The following is a 22186-nucleotide window of genomic DNA, read 5'->3' on the forward strand; positions in this document are numbered from 1 at the left end:
TGCCCCGCCTCAGCCTGATGCCAAGGCACATAGTGTATTTTCCCTAATGTGCACTATCGGACCGTCCTTGGGGCGCCGCGCTGCGGTAGAGGTTCCAAGAACATAAACGATTTTTGCACCCGACCATCGGGCCAACGTGGTGTTCGTTCAGCCCATTCCCCCGAGGCTAACCATGGCGTTGCCGGCTTGTCCCCTAAAACCAGTAGCCCTCGCTGGTGCAACCATGCCAATGCGGCCGCGCACTGCTTGGACCCCCCAAACCAGCTGCGAAATGCTTTGGCATGAATCGTGTGTTGCCGACGACCATCAACCATCCCGAAGAACCCGGCATGATCGTCGGGCCCAAACCGCACCCCAGGCAGGCGAGCCACAACGCTAGGAGTTCGGAGTCGATCCCGGAGAGTACGGCGGATCTTCTTCGGAGAAAGCCGATCGGCCCGGCGTTGCCCTCGAGCTGCGGATAAGCAGGCCCACAGCGCCGTCAACACTTGACGCCGTCCCCACGGCAATACGCCAGCTTCAATCGCCAGGCAGCCGCCGGCGTACAGTAGGCCGAAGCGGTCCAGCAGCGACCGTGGTGCGGACCCTGGTCCCGCCCTCTTGCCGAGCCGGGCAAACTGTCGACTGAGCTTTGAGATCTTGGACGGCAGGTGACTTCGGCTTTTAACGAGATAGCGGAGATAACGACGGATCGGCACACCCCGGTTTCGATTGGCCGCCTCGGCCATCCGCTGAATGACCCGCACTGTTGGTCTCAGGTCAGCTGCGGTGGCGGAGAGGCTCGGCAGATCAAGTAGCGGTGAGAATTTGGAAGCGGCTGGGATATCAACGCAAGGCACGCCAACGAACCGGTCGTTCTCACGATCTGCCGCCCCGCTGACGGTGCTGGCGGAGGTCAGCAGGCTAACAAAAATGCCCCGCCACCGGCCCGCAGTCGGACGCTCTTTGGCTAGTCGGTCCTCCCCTGTTTGAAGCGCGAGCAGGCGCTCGTGCTGTCGCGGGGTCGCCATTCGTTCAGGATAGGCCACGAGGCTGCCGGCGAGAAACAGTTGGTCGCCGAATAACCTGGTGCGTTTTAGCAAACTGCCAGGCGCGACCCACCAGTCCGAGATCAGCTCATTCGGGGCGCAACCAACTATTGAGCCCACAAAGGCGGCTGCGATACATGTCTCCTGGTAGTTCAGACCAAAGAGATTAAATCCCAGATTTACGCCCTTGGCGAACCTTACTAATGGCGCTGCAAATGCGGCGGCGGCGAGCAAAATCAAACGGGATGACTTAGCTGCCGGTTTTGCCACTGACCCCTGCCAGCTTTTCAAAGTGCCCAACGTCGAAATGTGATTATCGCTAAATTCCTCGACCCACTTCGGTGGCAAAACCGCGGCAACCGCGGTCGGTGTGCCGATACATTCATCGCATAAAACAAACCCATTCAAATTTGGTCGCCAACCCAGATGCGTCGCGTAATGCAGCCGCTTTGGCGTTTCGGCAGCGATCGCTTCCTGAACAAAGCGCCGGGCTTCAGCGTCATTGGACGGAAGGGCGGCGTTTGCCCTGAGCAGCTCACGATATACGTAATTCACATTTCGCGAGCGGCCCCGTTCGATTCGAATATGCCGAATATCCTGATCGACAGTTAGAAACTGGAAAACCTCGTATGCCTCAAATGAAAGTTCATCATCGATATTCGCTACTTTCTGAAGATCAAACATCACCTTTTACCTTAAATAAAGCTGATACGAATGACACGCCCAAAACCTGCGCTGCATTAAATTACATTTTGAAGCGAGGAAAACTTGGATGTTTTTCCCTCCCGAAAAAAGAAAAAGTACTATCGGGTAGTTTAATCAATGAAAACAATTTGTTATGCCAATTTCCGAAAGCGGTAATGCTCGTTGCGAGCTCAATTATGCCTAATTAAGTATGCGACCGCCTGAGCCTAGTTGGAAGTGCCAGTAGGCGATGCGATCGCCACATCGGAATAACCCCCTGGAGACCGGCATTTTGCTGTCTACAGTTGACCTGATATGGTGAATTGATTGACCTGATATGGTGAATTGAACTGATATGGTGAAGCGGCTATTTGATTTGGCCCGATATGTTCAAGCGGCTATTTACCAGGTGCAGTCAATCTTTAACATTCCCTATTACATGAAGCGGAATACATTCTGAGGAGGATAAGAGATAGAACAAACAAACAAAGATTTTGAGAGAAAAAAGCAAAATGGCTAATAATACAATGGAATAGATCGATTATAACTTCACTAGAGACGGAACAAGTAGACCCGGAGCGCCGATTGCTTTGATTCTAAGAATTCGCTTTTCAACCCGCTTAATCGCAGCAAGCCAATCGCCAGCGACATAATGCAAAAGAAACGGAACACTTTTAATGCCTTGTATGTATGAACTTGTTTAAGAGCTCGAAGCCAGCTCAGGGATTTTTTGTATATTGTGATTTCCCCGCTTCCCTGGCAGCCCGGTGTCAAAGCATTAAGCCGATAACCAAACTTGCCAAAATAGTCCCGAATGGAGGCATACATCACTATTTGGCCGTCAGTAAAGTAGCAAGGTTAGAAACATCGCTTCAGCGGAATATTTAGACAGTAAGTTGTTGTGTTTTGAGGCTAAAACAACGGGTTTTTGATCACAACCTTACTCAATTGATTTTGAGAGATCGGATCGAATAAATTTAGGAACAAGGAAAATTTAGAATGAAGCAGAATGTTTTGTTTGAAGCGTATCAGAGCTGGCTAAAACAATGGGCTGTTGAGGGCCGGTCGTTGTGGTTTGGTACTCTGATGTTCAATCATCTTGGTTCGAATAAGAAAGTCACGGTTGCGGTCATGCAGCGGGAAATGCAGCGCGTATACGTTACCTTACTAAGTAATATAGTGAGAAATCCTCGAAATAAACCCGGCCTTAAATTACCGATTTTAATTGGCGCACCGGACAGCCCAGTGTTCAAGCATAAACCTCAAACCCGGTTTGCTGATTTAGCTCAAAATGAAGGCGTGCACTATCACTTCATACTGGCCATGCCGCTGGTGTCCCGGCTGCAAATGCCGCTTGATCTGCATATCAAAGATTACCAACATATCTATGTTGGTAATCAGGGCAATGTGCGCGTAGTCGACGTCAGGCCGATAACAGACTTGCGAAAAAAAATCGCCGATTATATGTTCAAGCATATGAAGCGTAGCACCTATAGTTTGGATGACATTTTGATTTTACCTGCAACGGCAACAAAAAAAGGCTTGACTTCAATGGATGCGTCCCTGACGCATAACGTTTTGATCCAACAGAGATCGCGCAGGACGCCTACATCTATGCTCTGATGCTTGGATTGGAAGCTGTAGCGCGCTGGACGACTGAAGCGGCTCGATACCGGCACGCAGACAAGGATCGGATAGTGGCGTCGGTAAGACGCGATCGTCCTGTCCCCCTCGCACGCTTTGAACGAAGTCGGTCAAATCCGATTCGCTGCGGGCGCCAACGACCGGCAAGTACGCTTCGCTAACGCTACGGTCCTTCCCACCCCCGAATTTTTTGAAGTCAAGGTGACGCCCGCTATGACATGAGACCGTGCCCTTGCTCCCGCCCACGGGGATCGCATTCCTGCCGCTGTCCGCTACAATTAGCGGGAAGGCTCAAATATGAGCCGGCCGCGACAGCGTAAGGTTTCAGATGCTGAAGTTCGCTGCGACTTATATCCCGACGCTACTTTTGATGCTCCTGATCGACGGGACGTGGATCGCCCTAGTACCCAGAATCGCTAAACCGCGAAACATGGCTTGAGCCGTTTTTGGTGAACGGCGCTTTTGGTCCAGACGAAGGGGCGGGCGTTTTTGTTGTAGCTATTGATGAAGCTTTCGATGTGGGTCACCAGTTCGGCAACGCTGCCGAATGAGGCGCCTTTCAATGACTGGCCCGCCAGGATCGAGAACCAGATTTCGATCTGGTTCAGCCATGACGTGTGGGTCGGCGTGTAGTGGAAATGTACGTTTGGGTGCCGCGCTAGCCACAAATCCCGCTTCGGCTTGTGGGTTGACAGGTTGTCAAGGATGACGTGGATCTCCTTGCCCTCATGTTGCTTGACAACCCGGTTCATGAAGTCGCGGAACTCCGATCGGCGACGGCGTTTGTAGTGCTTGCCGATGACCTGGCCGGTGGCAACGTCGAGCGCGGCGAACAGCGTCGAGGTGCCGTGTCGCTTGTAGTCATGCGATTGGCCGATCATCGCCCGGCCATTGGGTAACTTCAGGTATCCCTGTGTCCGCTCCAGCGCCTGGATCGATGGCTTTTCATCGACCGAAAGCACCACGGCATGGCTCGGAGGGGCCAGGTAAAGCCCAACGATGTCAGCGGCCTTGGGCACAAAATCCGGGTCCGTGCTTTGGCACCAGGATTTGCACCTGGACAGGTCGATTTTCTGCACACGCAGGAACCGCCAGATATGCTGCTCGTGGATATCCACCAGTTCGCGTGCCAACAACGGGGCGGTCCAGTTAGCATACCCAGCCGGGGGTGGCTGATCCAACAGGGCCAGAATGCGCCGCCCGTGCTCAGGACCATACTTGGGCTCGTTGCCGCGCTCGCCAGTCTCACTCAGGCCAGCCATTCCCTGGTTAGCGTAGCGCACCCGCCATTTCGAGGCCGTGCCGGGCGTGCAACCGACTTCCCGGGCAATCGCGCGAGACGCCATAGCGGCGCTTGCCAGCAGCACAATCCGCGCACGATCGCGCATCCGGGCCTCGGTTTTGCGCGAAGCAGCCAACGCCTCCAGAACCTGCCGGTCCTCAGGCGTCAACGCGACCGTCGTCGCAGCAGGAATGATCTTCATCCCGCCTACGAATCATGACTCGCGCTTCAGCGATAGTGGGTACTAGTCGCGCTTCCGATGTTCCGCGCGACACTTGGGCAAGATATGCTGACAGCAAGAGCCGTTCCTGCCGTCCTGTTCTATCTGCTCTATGCCGCAGGGATTATGGTGTTCGTGCTGCCGGCGGGGCACGGCGCCTGGCAGATGACGGCGCTGTACGGGGCGTTGTTCGGCCTGTTCACCTACGCCACCTACGATCTCACGAACTATGGGACGCTGAAGAGCTGGACAGCGACGCTGGCAGCCTCGGATATCGTATGGGGCATGGTGATGACTGCCGTGGTCTCGACGCTCGGCATGTTTGCGGGCCGGGCTGCGGTTCGCTGGCTTCCCGTATAAGCGTTTGAAAAGCGGGTGTTCAAAATCTACACGTGATAACGCATTTATCGCGTGGAGTGGATTTTTCTCGGTTGCTTTCGCTCTGCCGACCGGCGATTCTCGGCTTCATGGACGAATCAGCAGCCGATCCGGGCAGGGCAGAGGGGCTGACGTCGCAGTCGCGGGAAACCGCCCCCGTCGCCCTCGCCACACTGCCGACCCCTGCCGGCCAGGCCGCGCTCGCCGCCGCGCTGGCGCGGCAAGCCACCGCCCCCCCACCCTGCGCGCCTACAAGGCGGACTGGACGCATTTTTCCCGGTGGTGCGCCACACACGGGTTTGTCCCGGTCCCCGCCGCGCCGGCAACCGTCGGCGCCTACCTGGCCAGCTTGGCCAATACACGCGCCCCGACCACGATCCGCCGGCGGTTGTCGGCACTGGGCAAAATGCACCGGTTCAACGATTTTCCGTGGAACCCGGCGTATCGCGACATTCAGGGGCCGCGGCAAGGCGCGCTGCGCGCCCACGGCCGCCCGGTGCAGAAAGCCGCCGCGCTGACCCTGCCGATGCTGCGCCAGTTGCTGCTCACCTCTGATGAAAGCGCGCGCGGCCGGCGCGATCGCGCCCTGCTGCTGTTCGGCTTCGTCGGCGCCCTGCGCCGCTCCGAACTGGTTTTTCTCCATGTCGAGGACGTGGCCATCGGTAAGCGTCCGGCCTCAGACGCAGATATACTGATTGACTGTCTCGGTCAGGCAGCGCTGCGTTGATCAAGCCGCGGCCGAAGGTCGGTGAGGTTCCAAGGCAGCAGCTCGTGAACGCGATTAACCGGGTGATCGGCGATCTGGGCGATGATGCGGCGCAGATACGCTTCGGGATCGCGCCCATGCAGCTTTGCGGTCTCGATCAGGCTGTAAATAGCAGCGGCGCGCTCGCCTCCGGCATCGGATCCGGCGAAGGTCCAGTTGCGGCGGCCCAGGGCAATCGGGCGCATGGCGCGTTCGGCGGCCGAGTTGTCGATGCAGGCGCGGCCGTCACGCAGGATCAACGTCAACGCCGCCCAGCGTGCCAACGTGTAGCGTATTGCTGCCGCCAGGGTGCTGCGTCTAGAGACCCGCCGGCGGGTGGTTTCCAGCCACGTCTTCAACGCCGCCATCAACGGCGCGGTTTGCTGCCTTCTGACGCGCAGGCGCTGGTCGGGTGGACGGCCACGGATCTCCGCCTCGATCCGATAGAGCGCGGCGATCCGGTCCAGTGCCTCGCGCGCAAGCGGGGATTTGGTCGTCTCGTGCACGTCGAAGAATTTGCGCCGCGCGTGCGCCATGCAGGCGGCCTCGACGATGCTGTTGCCGTAGAGCCCGGCGTAACCGGCATAGCCATCGGCTTGCAGGATGCCGCGGAAGTCACGCAGGTGGGCGCGTGGATGCTCGCCCTTGCGGTCCGGCGAGTAACGGTAGAGCACCGCCGGCGGATCGGTTCCAGCGAACGGCCGATCATCGCGCACATAGGTCCACAGCCGCGCTGTCCGGGTGCGGCCCAGTCCGGGTTCCAGCACCGGCACCACGGTGTCGTCGGCGTGGACGCGATCGCCGCTCATCACATGGCGCGCCAAGGCATCGATCAGCGGACGGACCAGCCGCGCGGTCTGCCCAACCATGTCGGCCAGCGTCGAACGGCTGAGCTCGATATCCTCGCGCGCATAGATCTCCGCCTGACGATGCAACGGCAAATGGTCGCAGTACTTTGCCACCAGGACATGCGCCAGCAGGCCCGCACCGGCCCGGCCACGGCGAACCGGCAGGCTGGGTACCGGCGCCTGCGTGATCGTCTCGCAGCTCCGGCAGGACAGTTTCGGGCGCACATGGCGGATGACGCGGAAGCTGCCGGGGACATAGTCGAGGATCTCGGTCACGTCCTCGCCCAGAGGCCGCAGTGTGCCGCCACAGGCCAGGCAGGAGCCGGTCTGATCGTGACAGGGCGCGGCATGTTCGATGACATCGCGTGGCAGTGTCTCCGGCAACGGCCGGCGCGCCGGCTTGCGATCCTGAGCAATGGTCTCTCCCGCTGCCGCCACGTCGGCCGCGCCGGTCTCGGCGAGCAACTCATCGATGTCGGCCAGTGCCAGCTCCAGTTGCTCGACCTGCGCGCGCAGCTTCTCCGACGAGCGCCCAAACGTCAGCCGCAGCAACTTCGACAGGCGGGCCTTGAGTGCCTCGATCTCGAAGCGCTGCTCGATCAGGCCGCAGCGCGCGCTCGCCAGTTCCGCCTTCTGCGCCAGCACCATCGCCTGCAAGCTGGCGACGTCGGTGGGAAGATCGGATGCGGGGTCAGGCATAGGCCGAGGTTCGCCCGCCGATTCGCGTCGCTGCAAAGAAAAACGGCCTGCAAACGAAGATGTTAGCCGGCCACCTCCGGCTGCCAGGTGCGAGCAGGCATCCGCCAGTCGATGCCTTCGGTCAGCATCGACAGTTGCGCCGGCGTCAGCGACACCACGCCGTCCTTGGCCTGCGGCCAGACGAACCGACCGCGCTCCAGGCGCTTGGCGTAGAGCACCAGCCCCTGGCCGTCCCAGAACAGGATCTTCAGCAAATGACCGCGCTTGCCGCGGAACACGAACAGATGGCCGCTGAACGGATCTTGCCCGAGGTGCTGCTGCACCAGGGCGGCAACCCTCCTTCGCGTGCTCAGTCGCCCATCGAAGCCGCGACGCATGTCGGTCAGGCCCGCTGCCAGCCAGATCCTGACGCCAGCCGCCGGCGTGATCATTCGCGCAGCGCCGCAAGCACCCGCCGAAGCGAGGTCAGGCTGACGCCTTCCTCGACACGCACCCGGCTGCCATTCTTGAGTTCGATCTCGATCTGACGCGGCGCATTGCTGGCTCGTTCCATTTGTGCCGACATACTTCGAAGAGCGGCGTCATGTGTTTGCACGGGAAAGAACAACGGCTTGCGTTGCAGCGCCCGTTTGCCGCTGCGCATCTGTCGTCGCCAGGTGAACAGCAGTCCCGGATAGACATCGTGCCGAGCCGCGACCTGGTTGACCGACGCGCCCGGCTCAAGCGTCTCGGAAACGATCTTCAACTTGTCCTCGACGCTCCACCGACGCCGACGCTCACGCCCCGTGATGATCTCAACAGCCCCGTCCGCCATGACCTGAAACACCACCTTAAAGCTGACCTTAAGGTGTTGCCCTGCCAGAAGTCGTCATTCCGAAACAGGCGCGTCAGACCGGACGCTTACGAATGCTCGGGAGTTCCGAGAACTTCTTGAATACGAGCCCGATCGCTTCGCGCACTCTGGTATCGGGATCGATGTCGATGCGGTTGTGACGAACCTTTATGTAGCCGATCGCCACGGTGAGGAAGAGCTCACCACGACGCGCCTTCTGTTTGAGAGCTTCCAGCGAGCGCTGCCGAAGAATCGAGAGCTCCAGCTCGCTCATCGTGCCCTTCATGCCGAGCAACAGCCGATCGTTGGGGTGGCGAGGATCGCAAACGCCGTCCTCATCCACAATGATCGTGCCGACCAGGCCGCAGAACTCGATCAGGGTGTGCCAGTCGCGCCCGTTACGCGCCAGTCGCGACACCTCAATGACAAAGACTGATCCAACCCGACCTTGGCAAATCGCCGCCAGCAGGCGCTCAAACCCCGGCCTGCTGACACCAGATCCTGAACGGCCAAGGTCGTCGTCGATCACAACGACGTCTTGCCAGCCCAGCTGTCGCGCACGGTCCGCCAGACCATACTGACGGCGGCGGCTCTCGTGATTATGCAACAGCTGATCGGCCGTCGATTGACGAATGTAGATATAGGCCCCGCGGGTCAGGTGCTCAGGCGTGATCTTCGTCATCGTCTGCCTCCCCGGCCTTTGCCGCCGTGCAAACCTCGATCAGCATGGCCTGGAGCAACGTCAGCATCTGGCTCTTCTGAACCGGCTATAGAGCCGTCGGCGGTTCCTCCGCCTCGAACAGATCTCTTGGCTGATGGATCACCGTGCGCATCTTCCTGCCCTTTCTCCGTCTTCGATTCGGATCGGAGAAAGGCTAGGAGTGCGTCGATCTCGATGCGCAGGTCGCGCAAATGCGGCAACGCCAGCAGCGGATCGGGACAAACAACGTGATGAGAAGCCGCCTCTTGCATCATCCAGCACGGCACATGCGTCAGCGTTCCGTCCGGCTGGCGCACAACAAACACCTCCGTTCCGGCGAAACGCTGCCGCTTCAGGATCTCAACGTTCTGACCGTGACAAGGGTGATATCGATAAAAGATCCGTCCATCGACGTCGTGATATTAGGCAGTATGCCCCTGGTTCGTCGGGGGTCGGCAAAACCCATATCGCCATCAGTCTAGGGTACCTGGCGACACAGGCCGGGATCAAGACGCGGTTCATGACTGCGGCCGACCTGGTGCTGTTGCTGGAAACCGCGCAGCGCCAAGGTTGGTTAAACGAGGCGCTGCATCGGGCCGTCTCGATGTATCGGCTGCTGATTATCGACGAGATTGGATACCTTCCGCTATCGCGCGATCAGGCGAACCTGCTGTTTCAGGTGGTCGCCAAACGTTATGAGCGCGGGTCGATCGTGCTGACCTCGAACCTGACATTTGGCAGTTGGGATCAGGCACTTGCCGGCGATGCCGTGCTGACGGCCGCGATGCTCGATCGACTGATGCATCACGCGACCGTCGTGCAGATTGGCGGCGACAGCTACCGGCTGCGCGACAAGAGGAAGGGCGGCATCATGCCAAAGTCCGCACGTCACCCACTGTCACAGGTCGATACGGCAACTACGGCGCTCCCAGGGCCGATCGCCGAGAACCGGCCGAACCCATGATCCCGCCGTCGGTCGCCGACCTCAAGCCCGGCGTCTGCGACGCCCCGCTGCGCGGCTGCGGGGCTTGACCTCGGCACCCAACAGCGAGGCAGGCTTACATGCCGTAACGCACCACTACGTCCTGCGGCAGTCGGGTGGGTCAATTTTCAACCGGCGCCCCCCGCCACAGGTGGGTCAGTTTTCAACCGGCGTTGACATCCCGTAGCGGCTCGACAGCTCCGCCACCGTGCTGTCCTCGCGGACCGCCGCCAGTGCTACCATCGCCTTGAAATCAACCCCGTGCTTTTTGCGAACATTCGCCATCTGTAACCCCTGGCCGTCAGGCCGGTTTAAGGGCGAGTCTCTCTCTTAGCTACCTGTCCAGGATTCGGGGACCACCTCACTCCGAGACACCTGATTGCCATCCTATTACTCGGTGAATCTCCAGCATACGCCTGAAGCCGCGTTAAGCGGCTTTTCGCGGAATGGAAACCTTGTTCCCGCGATGCGCAATTTTGAAACACCAAACAGGCGCATGCCATGAAACGTGCGCCTGTAGGATTCTCGTCGCCCGTGGGCGAAACCACAGCTGGCTACACCTAGGTAACCGATAGAGATTGCAAAAACCTTAACAGTTTGTAACGGAACCGAATTCCCCAAATCACAGTTTACAACCTCAGGTAGCATTTTTGACTGACTGTGATCTGATGGATCGGTATGTAATAAGCCGGGAGGACAGCGGCGAATTCATTGTCGAAATCAAATTCGGCAACGGTGAAACGGTCACTGTGCGGGGTTTCAGCACCGAGGAAGAAGCCGAGAAGTGGGTCGATGCGCGATGGAGGGAAAAAGGACGGAAGCCGCGATAAACGAATGTCGCGGAACTGAAACCGGCGATTCACGGAGGTCCGGCTTTGTTCCGTTATTCAGCGTGAAGCAGTTCACAGAACAGCTTTGGAACTGCGCGACGCCGGTTACTCTTCCGCTATGTTGACGATTGGCCCATGCCGCCTGCAAGCCCAAACCTACAGCCCGGCAAAGCCCCACTTAGCCAAGATCAAGCCAGCGACTAAAAGCCCAATCGGAATTGGTAGAAGCTCAAACGCAGCGGCTGCCCGAGACGGATATGAGTAGAACTCGTCATACAAATACCCGGTCGGCGTGCATGCCGTAATAGCGCCTGCCAAGCACAGTGCGAGGTCGCCCACGAAGTGAAGCCAAACGCCCGCGATAATAGCCAGAATGTGCATGAGTAGCTGCCGGATGGAATACACCGGAGACTGCCTGCCAATGGTAAAGCAATAATTAATTGACCATCCAGCCAACGCGAGCGCACGCGGTAAAAAGTGTGCGCACGCGCGGGCAGGACAGCAATTAGCTGGTGATTAGCTGCGGGCGACGATCGGAAGATGAGTCGGAGCGGAAATGCCGGCGTAACCGCCACCCAGAACAACGCGGCCGAAATCTTTTGTGTCCTGGCTGTCGCGCAGGAAGCCCGCCGCTTCAATCTCCGCGCTATCACGGGCATAGTTGACGAGGATAATTTGTTTCATTTTCGGCCTCTGTTCTGTTGTTTCTTCGCACGCCCAACATCGCGTGCAACCCGAGGTTGAGGGCCAGTAGTTAATTATTGATTACCGGGAAACGTGAATTTCACACGATCGCACGCTGATACCCGGTGATCGACCAGCCAACGGCGCCGTCCATATGCTTCTCGAAACCATGCCGTTGGTCCGCTGGTGCCGAAGCGCCTTATCGACGCGCTTGTTCATCTGGCGCCGAAGCTTGGCATCGCCCGTGTTCATGCCCCGTTCAGCGATGATCCGTCGTGTGGGCTGAGGTGGCTCGTCCCATTTGTGCGGGTTGAGCGATGGTTGCCCGGATGGGCCGGGCCGAGCCTCGACGCAAAAAGGCACGGAATGCTGTGGCCGAGGCGGACGGTGACCGGAACGGCGAAGCGCGTTATCTTGGGTGAGTTCGATAACACACGGGATGCCGTCGCGAAACTGGTGCGCAAGCTAGGGTCCGTTCGCATTTAAGCACTTGGCGAATCGAGGAAGGTCCTGGTTTTCTGCGGTGATAGCCGGGGCAAGACCATGCAAGTTCTGACCGATGCGCAGTGGGCGAAGTTCGAAGCAGCGATCGAAGCGGTCAAGATCCGTGGCGCGCGTCCGCGCAAGCAAGAGCGGCGCACCATCGAGGCGATCATTTGGCGGCTCGGCAACGGCGCTAAATGGCGTTCGATCCCGGCCGAACTCGGCCCTTGGCACCACGCCTACCTGGGTTTCCGCCGCTGGGCGGTGAGCGGCGTCTGGGACCGGATCATGGCGCACGTGGTGGCCGAAGGAGAGCCAAAACTGGCGTTTGCCTGCATCGACGGCACGATCGCGCGGGCGCACCAGAAGGCGGCCGGCGCGGGTCCGAGCAAACCGACGATGTGAGTCTGCGATTCAATCGCAACACCGACGGCGAGACCCAGGCGCTTGGCCGGTCGCGAGGCGGTTTTGGCTGTAAAATCATCGGCCTTTGCGATGCCGCTGGCCGCCTTGTCGACTTTGTCCTGGCGCCGGGTCAGGCGCACGAACTGGCTGCCTCGGTGCTGCTGTTGCAGCGTCTGCCCAAGCCGCCGACCTGGGCGTTGGCTGACATGGCGTGCGACGCCAAGGTGTTCCGTTCGGCGGCGCGGGCAATGGGGTCGATCCCGGTTGTGCCGTCGCGCAAGAACACCAAGCAGCCGGAGCCGTGCCCAGACTACCTATACCGGCACCGCAACCTGATCGAACGCTGCTGGTCGCGCCTGAAAGAGTGGCGGGCCATCGCCACGCGGTACGACAAGACAGCGATCTCCTACGCCGCAGGTATTGCAATCGCCACAACGCTTGACTGGTTCAAGTCTTCCGGCTGACAGGTATTCAAATGCGAACGGACCCTAGCTGAGCGTTACGAGGCGCTACATTTCTGTTACGAGGCAGGTCCGACCGGCTTTGGGCTGTATCGCCAGCTTGTTTCCCTTGGGCACGCGTGCATGGTGGTTGCGCCTTCGCTCATTCCGCGTCGGCCCGGTGATCGGGTCAAGACCAACCGGCGGGATGCGCTGTCCCTGGCACGCCTGCTGCGAGCTGGCGAACTGACGGCGGTGTGGGCGCACGAGGCGGTGCGAGATCTTGTGCGCACGCGCGAAATTGCTGTCGAGGACTACAGGCGGAAACGCCAACACGTTACCTCGTTCCTGCTGCGCCACGGCGCAGCTACGATCGCAAGACGAGTTGGCGCGGCCGGCATAAGCATTCTCTCGTTTGGCAGACCTTCACCCATCCGGCGCAGCGACTGGCGTTTCAGGAGATGCTCAACGCGGTGCAAGCGACTGTTTGGGATTGACCCGGTTTTGGAGTGCGCCCCCGCGGGTGGACAGTTTGAGTTCGTAGATTTGACCCCCCTGGTCGGGCTTCTGGAGACTAGAAGCCATGCCCAAGCATCGTTCCCATAGTGCGGCGTTCAAGCGGCAGGTAGCCGAAGAATTCATCGCCGGGGAGGCGCTACATGCGCTGTCCAAGCGCCACGACATCTCGCGCCAACTGATCCGGATCTGGGTTGGCAAGTTCGAAGCCGGGGCGTTGGATGATGATGTCCAGGCGGCTGACCTGCTTCAGGAATACGAAGCCAAGATCGCAGCTCTGGAGCGGATGGTCGGTCGCCAGGCGCTGGAGATCGAGATGCTAAAGGGGGCTCTCAAGCAGGCACCCCGGCCGAAAAGCGCGAATACCTCCGTCGTCACCGGCCCCGTGGCATCACCGCCCGCCGGGGGTGCGAACTGATGGGGCTGGCGCGCTCGACGTTCTACGACGCACCGCCCATCGCGGCGTCTCAGGACGATGTCGTCCAACGGATCAGCAAGATCTGTGACGAATTTGAGTGCTACGGGTACCGACGGGTGAGTGCGGCCCTCCGCCACCAGGGTATGGTGGTGAATAGCAAGAAGATCCGCCGCCTGATGCGCGAGCATGATCTGCAACCGAAGCGCCGCCGACGGTATGTCGTCACCACCGACAGCAACCATGCCAGCCCGATCTTCAAGAACCTGACCAAGGGCCTGGTGGTCGAACGCTCCAATCAGCTCTGGATCGCGGATCTGACCTATGTGGCGATCCCGGGTGGCTTCGTCTATCTCGCCGCCATCCTGGACGCCTGGTCGCGCAAAGTGATCGGCTACGCCATCAGCCGATCGATGGATGCCCGGATTGCGATCGCCGCCTTCAAGGCCGCCATCCGACTGCGTCAGCCGCCCAAGGATTGTATTCACCATTCCGATCGGGGGGCGCAATACGCGTCGGACGCCTATCGCACTTTGATTGCCGAGTACGGCCTAAAAGGTTCGATGAGCCGTCGCGGCAATCCCTACTTCGAGGATGTTACCGCCGATCTTCCACGCTTCATCGACGAGGTCTACAACACCAAACGACTGCATTCAGCGCTTGGCTATCTCAGCCCGGCCCAGTTTGAGGATCAACACACCCGCCAGACGATCAAAGTGCTGGCTTGAAACTGTCCACCCGCAGGGGCGCACTCCAGCACGTGGTTCAAAGTCGCTGCTCGCGCAATTCAGTAGAGGCAGCGGCATCGATCGTTCGGATTTCCATCTCGATATCGTTTGCAACCTCAAGTAGTGATGCCTGCAGCCATGGATCGTCGCCAAAGTGCGCCATTTCCCGGAAATTCAGGATTAAAAGGCGCAATTCCGCCATAGACCGCAGTGCCATAAACGACTATGGCGCGAAGTTTCGATTGACGCACGCATATCGCGCACAATTGATACGATCGCGTTATATCAAACAGGCTTGTCCAACTTTTGGGTGCGGCCCTTTGCTGGGATCGAAAAAACAGCGCGTGGTGCTTCCATTTGCGTTTTGATATTTGCTAAGACACGCTGATGATCGGCTTAACAATCCAACAACGTTATCGCGTGAAGCGATTTATCAAAATCCTAGCTGACCGAGCAAATCTGCACGGTGAGCCACGGGAAGAACTTTTGCACCTGATGCTGCTATGGGCGGCCAGTCACACGTTTGAAGAATTTCAGAAAATCAAATCAGCGGCGGCGGACGCTGCCGAGTTACACGGCTGGTTGTGCTGGCAGGGTCAGGGCGAGCGTAGCAATCGCTAAATCGCTGCCGTAGTCGGCGGCATGCGCTAAGTTTGGTAGCATGTTATCACAACCGGAATCAAATTTCCCAACGGTTAAACGACTGAAAGGCTTGACCAATCCGGACATTGCCGAATTTTGGGCTATCAGGTAGCCGGGCAGGCCCGGCAGATAAGCTTTGGCCGTCGCGTCACGATCACCAGAAACTGCGCCGGGATCACGTCCAGCCGCTCGGACGTGTCCTCGCCGATCACCGTCATCGCCGCCCGGCAGCAAGGGCACGCGGTGTCCTCGGGCGCCAGCGTCACCTCGATCCGCGGCAGATGCGCCGGCAGCGCGCCACGGCTCGCGCGCCGCTTAGCTGCATTGTCTTTGCGCAGCTCGGCGTCCTGCTTCTCCGCCTGCGCCTCATCTTTGGCGATCGCCTGCCCGAGCGCTTCCAGGCCCAGCTGCAGCTGCTCCTCAGGCAGGCGTTGGGATCGGACGCCGAAATGCATCCGCGTCAGCTTCAGCAGCAGATGACGCAACCGGTCATTCTGTGTCGGTAAAGTGTCGCGCTCGGTGACCGCTGCATCGCGTTCGGCGAATGTCGCCAGCACCAATGGGCGCAACGCCTCTCCAGTTTCAGGCAGGCTCTGCTTTTGTCGAACGGCTTTGGTGGACCGTGAAGCACGAATGGGTCTACCTCCGCCCCGCGGCCGACGGGCTTGAGCAGAAGCTCAGTCTTGCTGAATTCTTCGACTGGTACAACCGGCGGCGTCCGCATCAGGCGCTTGGCTGGCAGACACCGGACGAGGGCCTATTCCGGCCAGGTGGCGCCGGCTACGGCAGCGGCGGCGTAGCGCATGGGGGAACGACGCTGTGAATTTGTGGACAGCCGGCTGCGCCGGTGCCCGCCTGACCGCTCAAGCGCGGTCCCCTATGGACAAGCCGGGGAAAACGCCTTGCGTTTCCCCCACCTTGCCCACAGGTCGGCGGCTGTCCACAAGCTTCACAGCGCCACCGCAGCAGCAGTAAGAATTGATTTTGATTCCGGGAAAGGCGAAACCTTCAGCCGGCCACGGGCCTTAGCTTATTCTTCCCGGACCTGTCCAGACCACCGGGACCACTGCAGACCCGAAGAACGCCGAGCTCCGCTACAACATGAACAAGCGATTCCTCCGAGCCTTCACCGGCTGCAAATGTCGGGCAAGATTGAAAAAATAGCTCACGGGCCGGACGCGCGGTGGATGCGACGATCGTGACTTATATTAATCACTTTTTAAGGGTATGAAGGGTATTGGGATCATCAGAGTTGCCAAAATGGCTTCAACCACCTCCGGCGGCGACGCCTTCGGTTGGGTGCAGAGGCAAATGTTAAACGCTTTATCGATTCAAACCGACGCCCGACCGTCGGCGCGTTTGCCAAGACATGTCGGCTACATTCGAATACCGACATCGATCGCGTTAACCCCGCGTGTCCTCTCGGAAGCCATGCGAAAGTTGCCAACTGAGGCGATTGAGAATGTTGTTGATTTGTTGATCCAAGAGTTGGACTGCCGACAGCCTGATCCTGATTTCGAAGCAGAGGTGATGGAATGCGGCGAAGCGGGCCATTAGGAGACTTGCTTTTTAGCTCAGAAGGCAACTGCTTCCCGCGTTTCGCGCATCTTGCAGAGCATTAACCATTCGCGTTAAGCGAATTGTTATAAAGAGGAGTGTGCCGGCTATGATCGCCAGCGATGCGCAGCAAAGCGCCAAGCTGGCTGATCGTTCACCTCCAACCCAAGTCGCGTCATCAGCGCCGTCATTCGCGTCATCGGCGCCTCCTGCGGGGTTCCCTGATTCGTCCGTCGCGCTTCGGTGGTCTGCACACCGGTCTCCCGTCGATGACTTCCACCACCGGTGCTGTCAGCCAACCCTTAATGATGTGAAGCATACGCCCATCGGCGACCCGCCGGGACAGGCTCCGCACCAGGGGCGAATGCGGAACCGAATAACCGAAGTGAAGTAGTCGCGAAGGTCCGCGTCCACCACCTCCCGCCGCCCATGCTGCGTCACGTGCCAGTATACCCGTCGGAGAGCCATCTTGGCGTCCAGCCCGGGGCGGGAACCATACTGCTGTGGCAGCAGGTCTGCCCCGAAGATGGGGCCAATGATCAACACCGCCGCCATCTGGACCACGCGGTCGCTGATGCACGGAATGCCGAGAGGCCTCTGGCTCCATTGCTCTTCGGTATCCAAACCCGCAGAAGGGGTTTGGGCGCGTAGCGCCCAGAAACCAACTCCTCCCGCAGCTTTTCTAGCCACCGATCCAGTCCCTGAGAGATGGCGTCAATCTGTTCGAACGTTTCGCGATTCCGCCGACCGCGGCGTCAGCATCGCTCAAAGCGAGGAGAAACCTCTTAAGGTCCCAGGCAGGGCCACGTCAGGCTCCTCGCCCGCTCGTTCATCGCAGTCTTGCGGCGCGGACGCTCCGGCGATCGAGAACCCCGCTGGGGGGTCTATAAGTAGCCGTTCTTCGTCAAAGCTAAAATATTGCCCGCATCCTACATTTATGTAATCCGCTACACAAATGCCCGTCGAACCCGCAGCCGCAACGAGCGCTCGTGTAATTATAATGTCTGCTAGCGACGGTCTTATACTGGCACCAGGACTTTTATGTGCAACTATTATATACGTCGCATCTAGCTCCCGACAGCGATGAATAACTTCGGATGGGCAGTAAATTGAGGAACTAAATGATTCCGCAACGACAAAGCCCTCGCAATCCAAGAACGTCGTCAAGAGTAACTCGGTATGCTCATCATTCAATCGAGCGATAAGATATTGGGTCAGCTCTTTTATATCCTGAAATTGGACGCGTTCGATGGTAGCAGCTCGAAGCATTTGCACGGCCGCTTGGCCATAAGTGGTCAAGACGTGCTCCGACATTACGTGGACTCCGCTAGGACGCGATACAGTAGGAAAGCGTCGCATGATTCTTACGATGCGCAACAAAGGCACCGGGTGTTCGGACACCCCCTGAGCGAGATCGATTCTGAGCATTAGTGGCGGCGCTACGCTGCCGATTATGATTATCGTGTCGCCGACGGCGCGGCTGCCTGCTGGGCGGAGGCAAAACTGGAGAAGCGCGCGCTCCGCTTTTGACGGACCCTTGATGCAGAAGTCTCGGCATTAAGTCAGATTGGGACATCCCGATCGCATCAATAGCATGCGCTGCCCCAAGGGAAAGTTCACAGGTCAGAATTGGACGCCACAACAAGCATGCCCAGCGTCGTTTGACGCCCAAGACTTTTTTCATTGCCTAATGCCCCGATAAAGCGTCGCCGCCTGGAGGTTGGAGCCATCTTGGCAATCTGATGTCCGGAAGATTATGGCTATTCTTTCTTAATAATTGGTAAACCGCAAACGTTGCGGCGAACCTAAGTTGCGGCGATTCCACCTAGCGCCGGTATCTGAAGATATGCTGCGTCGGGCGCATGGAAACGGACGGGTCCCGACCCGAGACAGCCGCTGATTCAAAGAGTGCTCGTATGAGCACTCTTGCGACTTCTCGCGATCGTCGGGTTGAAACTGATCACCCGCCTGCTGATCAAGACTATCTCAGAAATCACGACTCCTGCTCGGTGACTAGGGTCTGCCGTCAATTAAGGACTGGCGTGTTGAGTCCAGCGTGCAACAGCTAAGCGTAAATCGGTTATCCAGGCAAACTAGGAGATTCCGGCGCGGCGCATTCTTCGATTCGTAGGCGGTCAGCTTGATCGAAAGGCTGACCGATGCGCCGCTATGGCTTGCGTGATGACCAGTGGGACCGGATCAAGACCCTGTTGCCGGGACAGCCGGGGACGGTGGGAGCGAACGCCGCGGACAACCGTTTGTTCATCGAGGCGGTGCTCTACCGATACCGCGCCGGGATTCCCTGGCGCGACCTTCCGGAACGCTATGGTGACTGGAAAAACGTCCACCGACGCTTCAGTCGTTGGGCAAAGTCCGGCGTTTTGCTGCGGGTTTTCGAGCATCTCGCCGGCGATGCCGACAACGAATAGGCGATGATCGACAGCACCATCGTGCGGGCTCATCAGCATAGCGCCGGGGCTAAAAAAAAGCCGGCGAGGACCAAGCGATCGGCCGCTCGCGGGGTGGACTGAGCACCAAGATCCACACCCTGGTCGATGCGCTTGGCAATCCAGTTGGCTTCCATTTGACCGGCGGCGAGGTCCACGATTTGGTCGGAGCTGACCATCTGTTGCCGGATATGGCCGCCCATACGCTGATCGCCGATAAGGCATTTGATGCCGATACCCGGGTCATCGAGCCGCTGGCCGAAGCCGGCAAGAGCACGGTGATCCCGCCACGGGCCAACCGACGGGCGGCTCGCCCGTTCGACCGCGACCTCTACAAAGCGCGCCATCTGATCGAGAATTTCTTCGCCAAACTCAAACAGTTCCGCGCTATCGCCACGCGCTACGACAAGACCGCCCGCAATTTCCTCGCCGCCGTCTATCTCGCCGCCAGCGCGATTTGGCTCAATTGACGACAGGCCCTAGTGGGTAGCCGAAGCCGCTGGGTAGGAAGGGCGAGCCTCGAACGCGCGATCTGGCGCGCATCGCATGTTTAACGAGCGTTGGCATTGGCATGGCATCTTGCGCAGTTGTCCGGACGGTAGGGTGCGTCCGGCGCACGTCCGAAGCGAGGCGGGCCCGTTGCCGAAGCGCTGACCCCCATCCATAGTTTCATCAGCTGCTAGCTCGACGACAATGCCTGTCCGTTTTTCGAACTAGGAAAATTGGTGCGCGTTTGCCTCAAACCGTTGTAAATGAAAATTCTGTGATGATAAATGGGTTAACGGACTGCCCCGTAAGGCAGAAGCGATGGAGAACATAGTGTCCGAGGATCGACGACAGCTCACTGTGCGCCTTTCAGACGATAATAAAACTGTTGTAGTTGAATTCCTCCCGGCAAGCGGCGCAACTGGATTGCTCTCATTCAAGCTGGCCGAATTCACAGATTTTATTCGTGGTTTGGGAGCCGTGCGCCAACTTATGGTTGCTGGAGAACCGGCTCCGTCTTTGCAGGGCGCAAATATTCAAGCCGCTTATAATACAAGCTGGCATATCCAGCCCGATGCTCTTAGCGAAGGATCGGCTCTGACATTCTACCATCCTGCTTTTGGCCCAGTTGGGTTAGTTGTGCCCAAGGAGCAGATCCCCGCTATCGTCAGCTGCCTGACCGCCCATCTCGGCATACATACTTCCCCGGAAGGCAGACCAAACTAACTTTGCGCTCTATCATAATCTCTTCTTTCCTGCACCGATCAAGTGACGCGTTGTTCTTTAAGACGCGACCGGGATCGTTCCGATCAGGTTATGATGGAGATAGACAAGGAATGGCAACACAGCGGCTGCTTGCCCTTTCCACGAGGGAATCATCGAGATCGCATCTTCGCGTGGACGGTTGAGGGCAGCTCGAACGCATCAAGCCAGCCGGTTGCCCGCAAGCACGATCTCCGTTGTGCCGCACCACCTAAAGTGCATTTCTGTCGGTCCAGACACCTAAACTAAGTTAAGAGACCTGAGCCAAAAGAAGTGCCGCGGTGGCCACGCCATGATCTAACTAGTGTCCTGAACCATTAATCCGCCATATCATGTCGGTGAAGTGTTGTAAGTGCAGAAGCGCTCGACTGCGGCCAGGATGTCGTCGGCGGACTTGATCCAGCTGAAGGGAGCTGGTTCCGCGTTATGCCGATCGAGGAAGGCATTGATCGCGGCTTCGAGTTGCTCGACGCTGCGATGCACGCCCCGTCCGATCTGTTCTCGGTGAGCAAGGCGAAAAAGCGCTCGACCTGGTTGGGTCAGGAACTACTCGTCGGGGTCAGATGCACGCTCCAGCGCGGCCGCTTGGCGAGCCAGTCCCTGATCATCGCGGTTTTATGCGTGGCATACGGTCATGGCGTGCATACCGAGCCATTGGCTGACAGCCTTGTTTTCCAGGCCGTCGGCACAGGCCAGGATGATGCGGGCACGCAGTGCCAGGGCCTGCGCAGCCTTCGGCCGGCCCGCCAGGGCCATCAGTTCAGACCGCTCGCCGTCGATCAGCCTGAGTGCTTCCAAACGTCGACCTGCCATCATTGCCTCCCGCCGCGATGGAGGACGCCCGCAAGTCAAATCGAGCCGCACCAAGTGCAGTTTGCGAATCTCTGCTATGACGGATTTCGGACTCGGGACACTAGCGGTACCTCGGGCTGAAACGCGATCTCAGCCAGCTCGTATGCCTTACTGCCTCTCGGATGTAGCAGGATCTTGCCGTTCGCGAGAAACCCAGAATGGCGCAGAGAGTCGTTAATTTGATGGGCACTGGCACGGACCCGGGGTCGAAGAGGTTGAGCGTGGCGTCCATTGTGAGCCAACTCGGCACCGGCTTTGATATGCGCCTCCTTCCGGGGCGTACATGCGGAGCATCATTCCGATATTTATTGCATTACTAGACGGGCACGAAATAAAACCACCCGGCGCTCTCGGCACCTTGTCCTTTCGATACGGCTCGGAGTCATCATCAATTCCATCCTCGGCTGAAGAGTCCCGCTTGAAAAAGAAGGCTTCCAACTCATGGAATTATTCCGGAAATTGATACTTGCCTGCCTACTCTGTCTGTTGGTTGAGGAACAAGCACCCTGTATGCCTTCGGCGCCAACTATAAATGCTCAAATCAGTGTCATGGTCGGAGGTGGCAGGAAACCTGTCATTTTAGGATCAACCAACCTGCCGGATGGCTTAGAGGCTGTCATGACTGTGTATCACGGACGGCGGCTAATGGCTGAGGAAAGAGTAGTGATAGAAGAGGGGAATTTCCAAGCGGGCCCCTTTAGCGATGGCGGTAATCCTTATCCAGCCGGCATTTACACGATGTCACTCGAGTCTGAAATCAGCCAACTCCAGCCGGAGAAAGTTCAAGCTGTTATTGGCCATAATGGTGAGCTTTTGCGCGGCCCATTGGTCGGAAAGCACTCGCTTTTCCATTTCGAACGCATCGTTCGGCTCCAACTGACCGTCATAATTCAATAG

The 22186-nt window shown here is 58.5% G+C and carries 24 protein-coding genes and 5 pseudogenes; 15 read left to right on the forward strand and 14 right to left on the reverse strand.

The genetic code is table 11. The features are described from left to right. Positions 1-53 precede the first annotated feature (53 nt). The gene (locus ACQY4Y_RS20840) at positions 54-1712 is read right to left on the reverse strand and encodes a DUF927 domain-containing protein (protein WP_428492499.1); all 1659 of its coding nucleotides are present in this window, start codon (positions 1710-1712) and stop codon (positions 54-56) included. Between the two features lie 999 nt (positions 1713-2711). Here ACQY4Y_RS20840 and ACQY4Y_RS20845 point away from each other — a divergent pair. After that, positions 2712-3335 (forward strand): hypothetical protein, encoded by a 624-nt coding sequence (locus tag ACQY4Y_RS20845; protein ID WP_428492500.1) that lies wholly within the window; start codon positions 2712-2714, stop codon positions 3333-3335. Between the two features lie 437 nt (positions 3336-3772). On the opposite strand, the gene ACQY4Y_RS20850 is transcribed toward ACQY4Y_RS20845, so the two are convergent. Further along, the gene (locus ACQY4Y_RS20850) at positions 3773-4834 is read right to left on the reverse strand and encodes an IS630 family transposase (RefSeq protein WP_428493640.1); all 1062 of its coding nucleotides are present in this window, start codon (positions 4832-4834) and stop codon (positions 3773-3775) included. Positions 4835-4894: 60 nt separating this feature from the next. Between ACQY4Y_RS20850 and ACQY4Y_RS20855 the strand changes: the two are divergent. Together ACQY4Y_RS20855 and ACQY4Y_RS20860 are read left to right on the forward strand one after the other, a co-directional pair. Next, positions 4895-5218, forward strand: a pseudogene (locus ACQY4Y_RS20855) (DUF2177 family protein); the annotation flags it as partial. Between the two features lie 367 nt (positions 5219-5585). Further along, positions 5586-5963: a hypothetical protein gene (locus ACQY4Y_RS20860; protein ID WP_428492501.1), complete on the forward strand. Its 378-nt coding sequence runs from the start codon at positions 5586-5588 to the stop codon at positions 5961-5963. Here ACQY4Y_RS20860 and tnpC read toward each other — a convergent pair. The 5 genes from tnpC to ACQY4Y_RS20885 form a co-directional block, all read right to left on the reverse strand. Further along, the gene (gene tnpC / locus ACQY4Y_RS20865) at positions 5945-7528 is read right to left on the reverse strand and encodes an IS66 family transposase (RefSeq protein WP_428492502.1); all 1584 of its coding nucleotides are present in this window, start codon (positions 7526-7528) and stop codon (positions 5945-5947) included. The two genes, ACQY4Y_RS20860 and tnpC, sit on opposite strands and share 19 nt — an antisense overlap. Positions 7529-7590: 62 nt before the next feature. Further along, on the reverse strand, positions 7591-7959 hold the full coding sequence (tnpB, locus tag ACQY4Y_RS20870; RefSeq protein ID WP_428492503.1) for an IS66 family insertion sequence element accessory protein TnpB: 369 nt from the start codon (positions 7957-7959) through the stop codon (positions 7591-7593). Continuing rightward, complete coding sequence (gene tnpA, locus ACQY4Y_RS20875; protein WP_428492504.1) at positions 7956-8342, reverse strand: IS66-like element accessory protein TnpA; 387 nt, start codon at positions 8340-8342, stop codon at positions 7956-7958. The genes tnpB and tnpA overlap by 4 nt, the downstream gene beginning before the upstream one ends. Before the next feature lie 73 nt (positions 8343-8415). Further along, positions 8416-9042: a recombinase family protein gene (locus ACQY4Y_RS20880; protein ID WP_428492505.1), complete on the reverse strand. Its 627-nt coding sequence runs from the start codon at positions 9040-9042 to the stop codon at positions 8416-8418. Further along, the gene (locus ACQY4Y_RS20885) at positions 9039-9377 is read right to left on the reverse strand and encodes a hypothetical protein (RefSeq protein ID WP_428493730.1); all 339 of its coding nucleotides are present in this window, start codon (positions 9375-9377) and stop codon (positions 9039-9041) included. Before ACQY4Y_RS20885 ends, ACQY4Y_RS20880 begins: the two co-directional genes overlap by 4 nt. Before the next feature lie 122 nt (positions 9378-9499). Between ACQY4Y_RS20885 and ACQY4Y_RS20890 the strand changes: the two are divergent. Further along, positions 9500-10024, forward strand: a pseudogene (locus ACQY4Y_RS20890) (ATP-binding protein); the annotation flags it as partial. A 174-nt stretch (positions 10025-10198) separates the two neighbouring features. Here ACQY4Y_RS20890 and ACQY4Y_RS20895 read toward each other — a convergent pair. Both ACQY4Y_RS20895 and ACQY4Y_RS20900 read right to left on the reverse strand, forming a co-directional pair. Continuing rightward, entirely contained in the window at positions 10199-10327 is a 129-nt protein-coding gene (locus ACQY4Y_RS20895) for a hypothetical protein (RefSeq protein ID WP_428492506.1), read from the reverse strand. A 1061-nt stretch (positions 10328-11388) separates the two neighbouring features. Then, the gene (locus ACQY4Y_RS20900) at positions 11389-11556 is read right to left on the reverse strand and encodes a hypothetical protein (protein ID WP_428492507.1); all 168 of its coding nucleotides are present in this window, start codon (positions 11554-11556) and stop codon (positions 11389-11391) included. A 543-nt stretch (positions 11557-12099) separates the two neighbouring features. On the opposite strand from ACQY4Y_RS20900, the gene ACQY4Y_RS20905 reads away from it, so the two are divergent. The 5 genes and pseudogenes from ACQY4Y_RS20905 to ACQY4Y_RS20925 all read left to right on the forward strand — a co-directional run bounded on the left by ACQY4Y_RS20905 (position 12100) and on the right by ACQY4Y_RS20925 (position 14543). After that, on the forward strand, positions 12100-12444 hold the full coding sequence (locus tag ACQY4Y_RS20905) for a transposase (protein WP_428492508.1): 345 nt from the start codon (positions 12100-12102) through the stop codon (positions 12442-12444). After that, the gene (locus ACQY4Y_RS20910) at positions 12441-12908 is read left to right on the forward strand and encodes an IS5 family transposase (RefSeq protein WP_428492509.1); all 468 of its coding nucleotides are present in this window, start codon (positions 12441-12443) and stop codon (positions 12906-12908) included. Before ACQY4Y_RS20905 ends, ACQY4Y_RS20910 begins: the two co-directional genes overlap by 4 nt. Before the next feature lie 18 nt (positions 12909-12926). Beyond that, a pseudogene (locus tag ACQY4Y_RS20915) lies at positions 12927-13363 on the forward strand (IS110 family transposase); the annotation flags it as partial. Positions 13364-13467: 104 nt separating this feature from the next. Next, entirely contained in the window at positions 13468-13818 is a 351-nt protein-coding gene (locus ACQY4Y_RS20920; protein ID WP_428492510.1) for a transposase, read from the forward strand. Continuing rightward, positions 13791-14543 carry an IS3 family transposase gene (locus ACQY4Y_RS20925; RefSeq protein ID WP_428493686.1) on the forward strand — a complete coding sequence of 251 codons (753 nt, stop codon included), beginning with the start codon at positions 13791-13793 and terminating at the stop codon, positions 14541-14543. The genes ACQY4Y_RS20920 and ACQY4Y_RS20925 overlap by 28 nt, the downstream gene beginning before the upstream one ends. Positions 14544-14580: 37 nt before the next feature. On the opposite strand, the gene ACQY4Y_RS20930 is transcribed toward ACQY4Y_RS20925, so the two are convergent. Beyond that, entirely contained in the window at positions 14581-14745 is a 165-nt protein-coding gene (locus tag ACQY4Y_RS20930; RefSeq protein ID WP_428492511.1) for a hypothetical protein, read from the reverse strand. Between the two features lie 185 nt (positions 14746-14930). On the opposite strand from ACQY4Y_RS20930, the gene ACQY4Y_RS20935 reads away from it, so the two are divergent. After that, a complete protein-coding gene (locus ACQY4Y_RS20935; protein ID WP_428492512.1) occupies positions 14931-15164 on the forward strand; it encodes a hypothetical protein in 234 nt (77 codons plus the stop codon). A gap of 137 nt (positions 15165-15301) precedes the next feature. On the opposite strand, the pseudogene ACQY4Y_RS20940 reads toward ACQY4Y_RS20935, so the two are convergent. Then, a pseudogene (locus tag ACQY4Y_RS20940) lies at positions 15302-15775 on the reverse strand (IS66 family transposase zinc-finger binding domain-containing protein); the annotation flags it as partial. Between ACQY4Y_RS20940 and ACQY4Y_RS20945 the strand changes: the two are divergent. Both ACQY4Y_RS20945 and ACQY4Y_RS20950 read left to right on the forward strand, forming a co-directional pair. Then, positions 15745-16008, forward strand: coding sequence for an integrase core domain-containing protein (locus ACQY4Y_RS20945; RefSeq protein WP_428492513.1), 264 nt, complete (start codon positions 15745-15747; stop codon positions 16006-16008). The pseudogene ACQY4Y_RS20940 and the gene ACQY4Y_RS20945 overlap by 31 nt on opposite strands. Before the next feature lie 437 nt (positions 16009-16445). Continuing rightward, positions 16446-16742 (forward strand): hypothetical protein, encoded by a 297-nt coding sequence (locus ACQY4Y_RS20950; protein WP_428492514.1) that lies wholly within the window; start codon positions 16446-16448, stop codon positions 16740-16742. 765 nt (positions 16743-17507) lie between these two features. On the opposite strand, the gene ACQY4Y_RS20955 is transcribed toward ACQY4Y_RS20950, so the two are convergent. After that, complete coding sequence (locus ACQY4Y_RS20955; protein ID WP_428492515.1) at positions 17508-18170, reverse strand: JAB domain-containing protein; 663 nt, start codon at positions 18168-18170, stop codon at positions 17508-17510. A 731-nt stretch (positions 18171-18901) separates the two neighbouring features. Between ACQY4Y_RS20955 and ACQY4Y_RS20960 the strand changes: the two are divergent. After that, positions 18902-19659 (forward strand): annotated as a pseudogene (locus ACQY4Y_RS20960) (IS5 family transposase). Between the two features lie 349 nt (positions 19660-20008). Then, positions 20009-20401, forward strand: a complete 393-nt coding sequence (locus ACQY4Y_RS20965) for a hypothetical protein (protein ID WP_428492516.1) — start codon at positions 20009-20011, stop codon at positions 20399-20401. A 366-nt stretch (positions 20402-20767) separates the two neighbouring features. Here the strand turns inward: ACQY4Y_RS20965 and ACQY4Y_RS20970 are convergent, their stop codons facing one another. Together ACQY4Y_RS20970 and ACQY4Y_RS20975 are read right to left on the reverse strand one after the other, a co-directional pair. Next, positions 20768-20920: a hypothetical protein gene (locus ACQY4Y_RS20970; protein WP_428492517.1), complete on the reverse strand. Its 153-nt coding sequence runs from the start codon at positions 20918-20920 to the stop codon at positions 20768-20770. Positions 20921-21052: 132 nt separating this feature from the next. Beyond that, positions 21053-21250 carry a hypothetical protein gene (locus ACQY4Y_RS20975; RefSeq protein WP_428492518.1) on the reverse strand — a complete coding sequence of 66 codons (198 nt, stop codon included), beginning with the start codon at positions 21248-21250 and terminating at the stop codon, positions 21053-21055. A gap of 480 nt (positions 21251-21730) precedes the next feature. On the opposite strand from ACQY4Y_RS20975, the gene ACQY4Y_RS20980 reads away from it, so the two are divergent. After that, complete coding sequence (locus ACQY4Y_RS20980) at positions 21731-22186, forward strand: hypothetical protein (RefSeq protein ID WP_428492519.1); 456 nt, start codon at positions 21731-21733, stop codon at positions 22184-22186.

The organism is Rhodopila sp. (assembly GCF_965277165.1).
Classification (GTDB): Bacteria; Pseudomonadota; Alphaproteobacteria; order Acetobacterales; family Acetobacteraceae; genus Rhodopila.

Bases quoted from the DNA above. Each gene is read 5' to 3' on its own strand.
- ACQY4Y_RS20950 (WP_428492514.1), top strand. From the start codon at position 16,446: ATGGCTTCAACCACCTCCGGCGGCGACGCCTTCGGTTGGGTGCAGAGG.
- tnpC (WP_428492502.1), bottom strand. From the start codon at position 7,528: ATGCCTGACCCCGCATCCGATCTTCCCACCGACGTCGCCAGCTTGCAG.
- ACQY4Y_RS20980 (WP_428492519.1), top strand. From the start codon at position 21,731: ATGGAATTATTCCGGAAATTGATACTTGCCTGCCTACTCTGTCTGTTG.
- ACQY4Y_RS20905 (WP_428492508.1), top strand. From the start codon at position 12,100: ATGCAAGTTCTGACCGATGCGCAGTGGGCGAAGTTCGAAGCAGCGATC.
- ACQY4Y_RS20880 (WP_428492505.1), bottom strand. From the start codon at position 9,042: ATGACGAAGATCACGCCTGAGCACCTGACCCGCGGGGCCTATATCTAC.
- ACQY4Y_RS20930 (WP_428492511.1), bottom strand. From the start codon at position 14,745: ATGGCGGAATTGCGCCTTTTAATCCTGAATTTCCGGGAAATGGCGCAC.
- ACQY4Y_RS20840 (WP_428492499.1), bottom strand. From the start codon at position 1,712: ATGTTTGATCTTCAGAAAGTAGCGAATATCGATGATGAACTTTCATTT.
- ACQY4Y_RS20975 (WP_428492518.1), bottom strand. From the start codon at position 21,250: ATGGCAGGTCGACGTTTGGAAGCACTCAGGCTGATCGACGGCGAGCGG.
- tnpA (WP_428492504.1), bottom strand. From the start codon at position 8,342: ATGGCGGACGGGGCTGTTGAGATCATCACGGGGCGTGAGCGTCGGCGT.
- ACQY4Y_RS20895 (WP_428492506.1), bottom strand. From the start codon at position 10,327: ATGGCGAATGTTCGCAAAAAGCACGGGGTTGATTTCAAGGCGATGGTA.
- ACQY4Y_RS20845 (WP_428492500.1), top strand. From the start codon at position 2,712: ATGAAGCAGAATGTTTTGTTTGAAGCGTATCAGAGCTGGCTAAAACAA.
- tnpB (WP_428492503.1), bottom strand. From the start codon at position 7,959: ATGATCACGCCGGCGGCTGGCGTCAGGATCTGGCTGGCAGCGGGCCTG.
- ACQY4Y_RS20920 (WP_428492510.1), top strand. From the start codon at position 13,468: ATGCCCAAGCATCGTTCCCATAGTGCGGCGTTCAAGCGGCAGGTAGCC.
- ACQY4Y_RS20955 (WP_428492515.1), bottom strand. From the start codon at position 18,170: ATGCTCAGAATCGATCTCGCTCAGGGGGTGTCCGAACACCCGGTGCCT.
- ACQY4Y_RS20945 (WP_428492513.1), top strand. From the start codon at position 15,745: ATGGGCGCAACGCCTCTCCAGTTTCAGGCAGGCTCTGCTTTTGTCGAA.
- ACQY4Y_RS20900 (WP_428492507.1), bottom strand. From the start codon at position 11,556: ATGAAACAAATTATCCTCGTCAACTATGCCCGTGATAGCGCGGAGATT.
- ACQY4Y_RS20935 (WP_428492512.1), top strand. From the start codon at position 14,931: ATGATCGGCTTAACAATCCAACAACGTTATCGCGTGAAGCGATTTATC.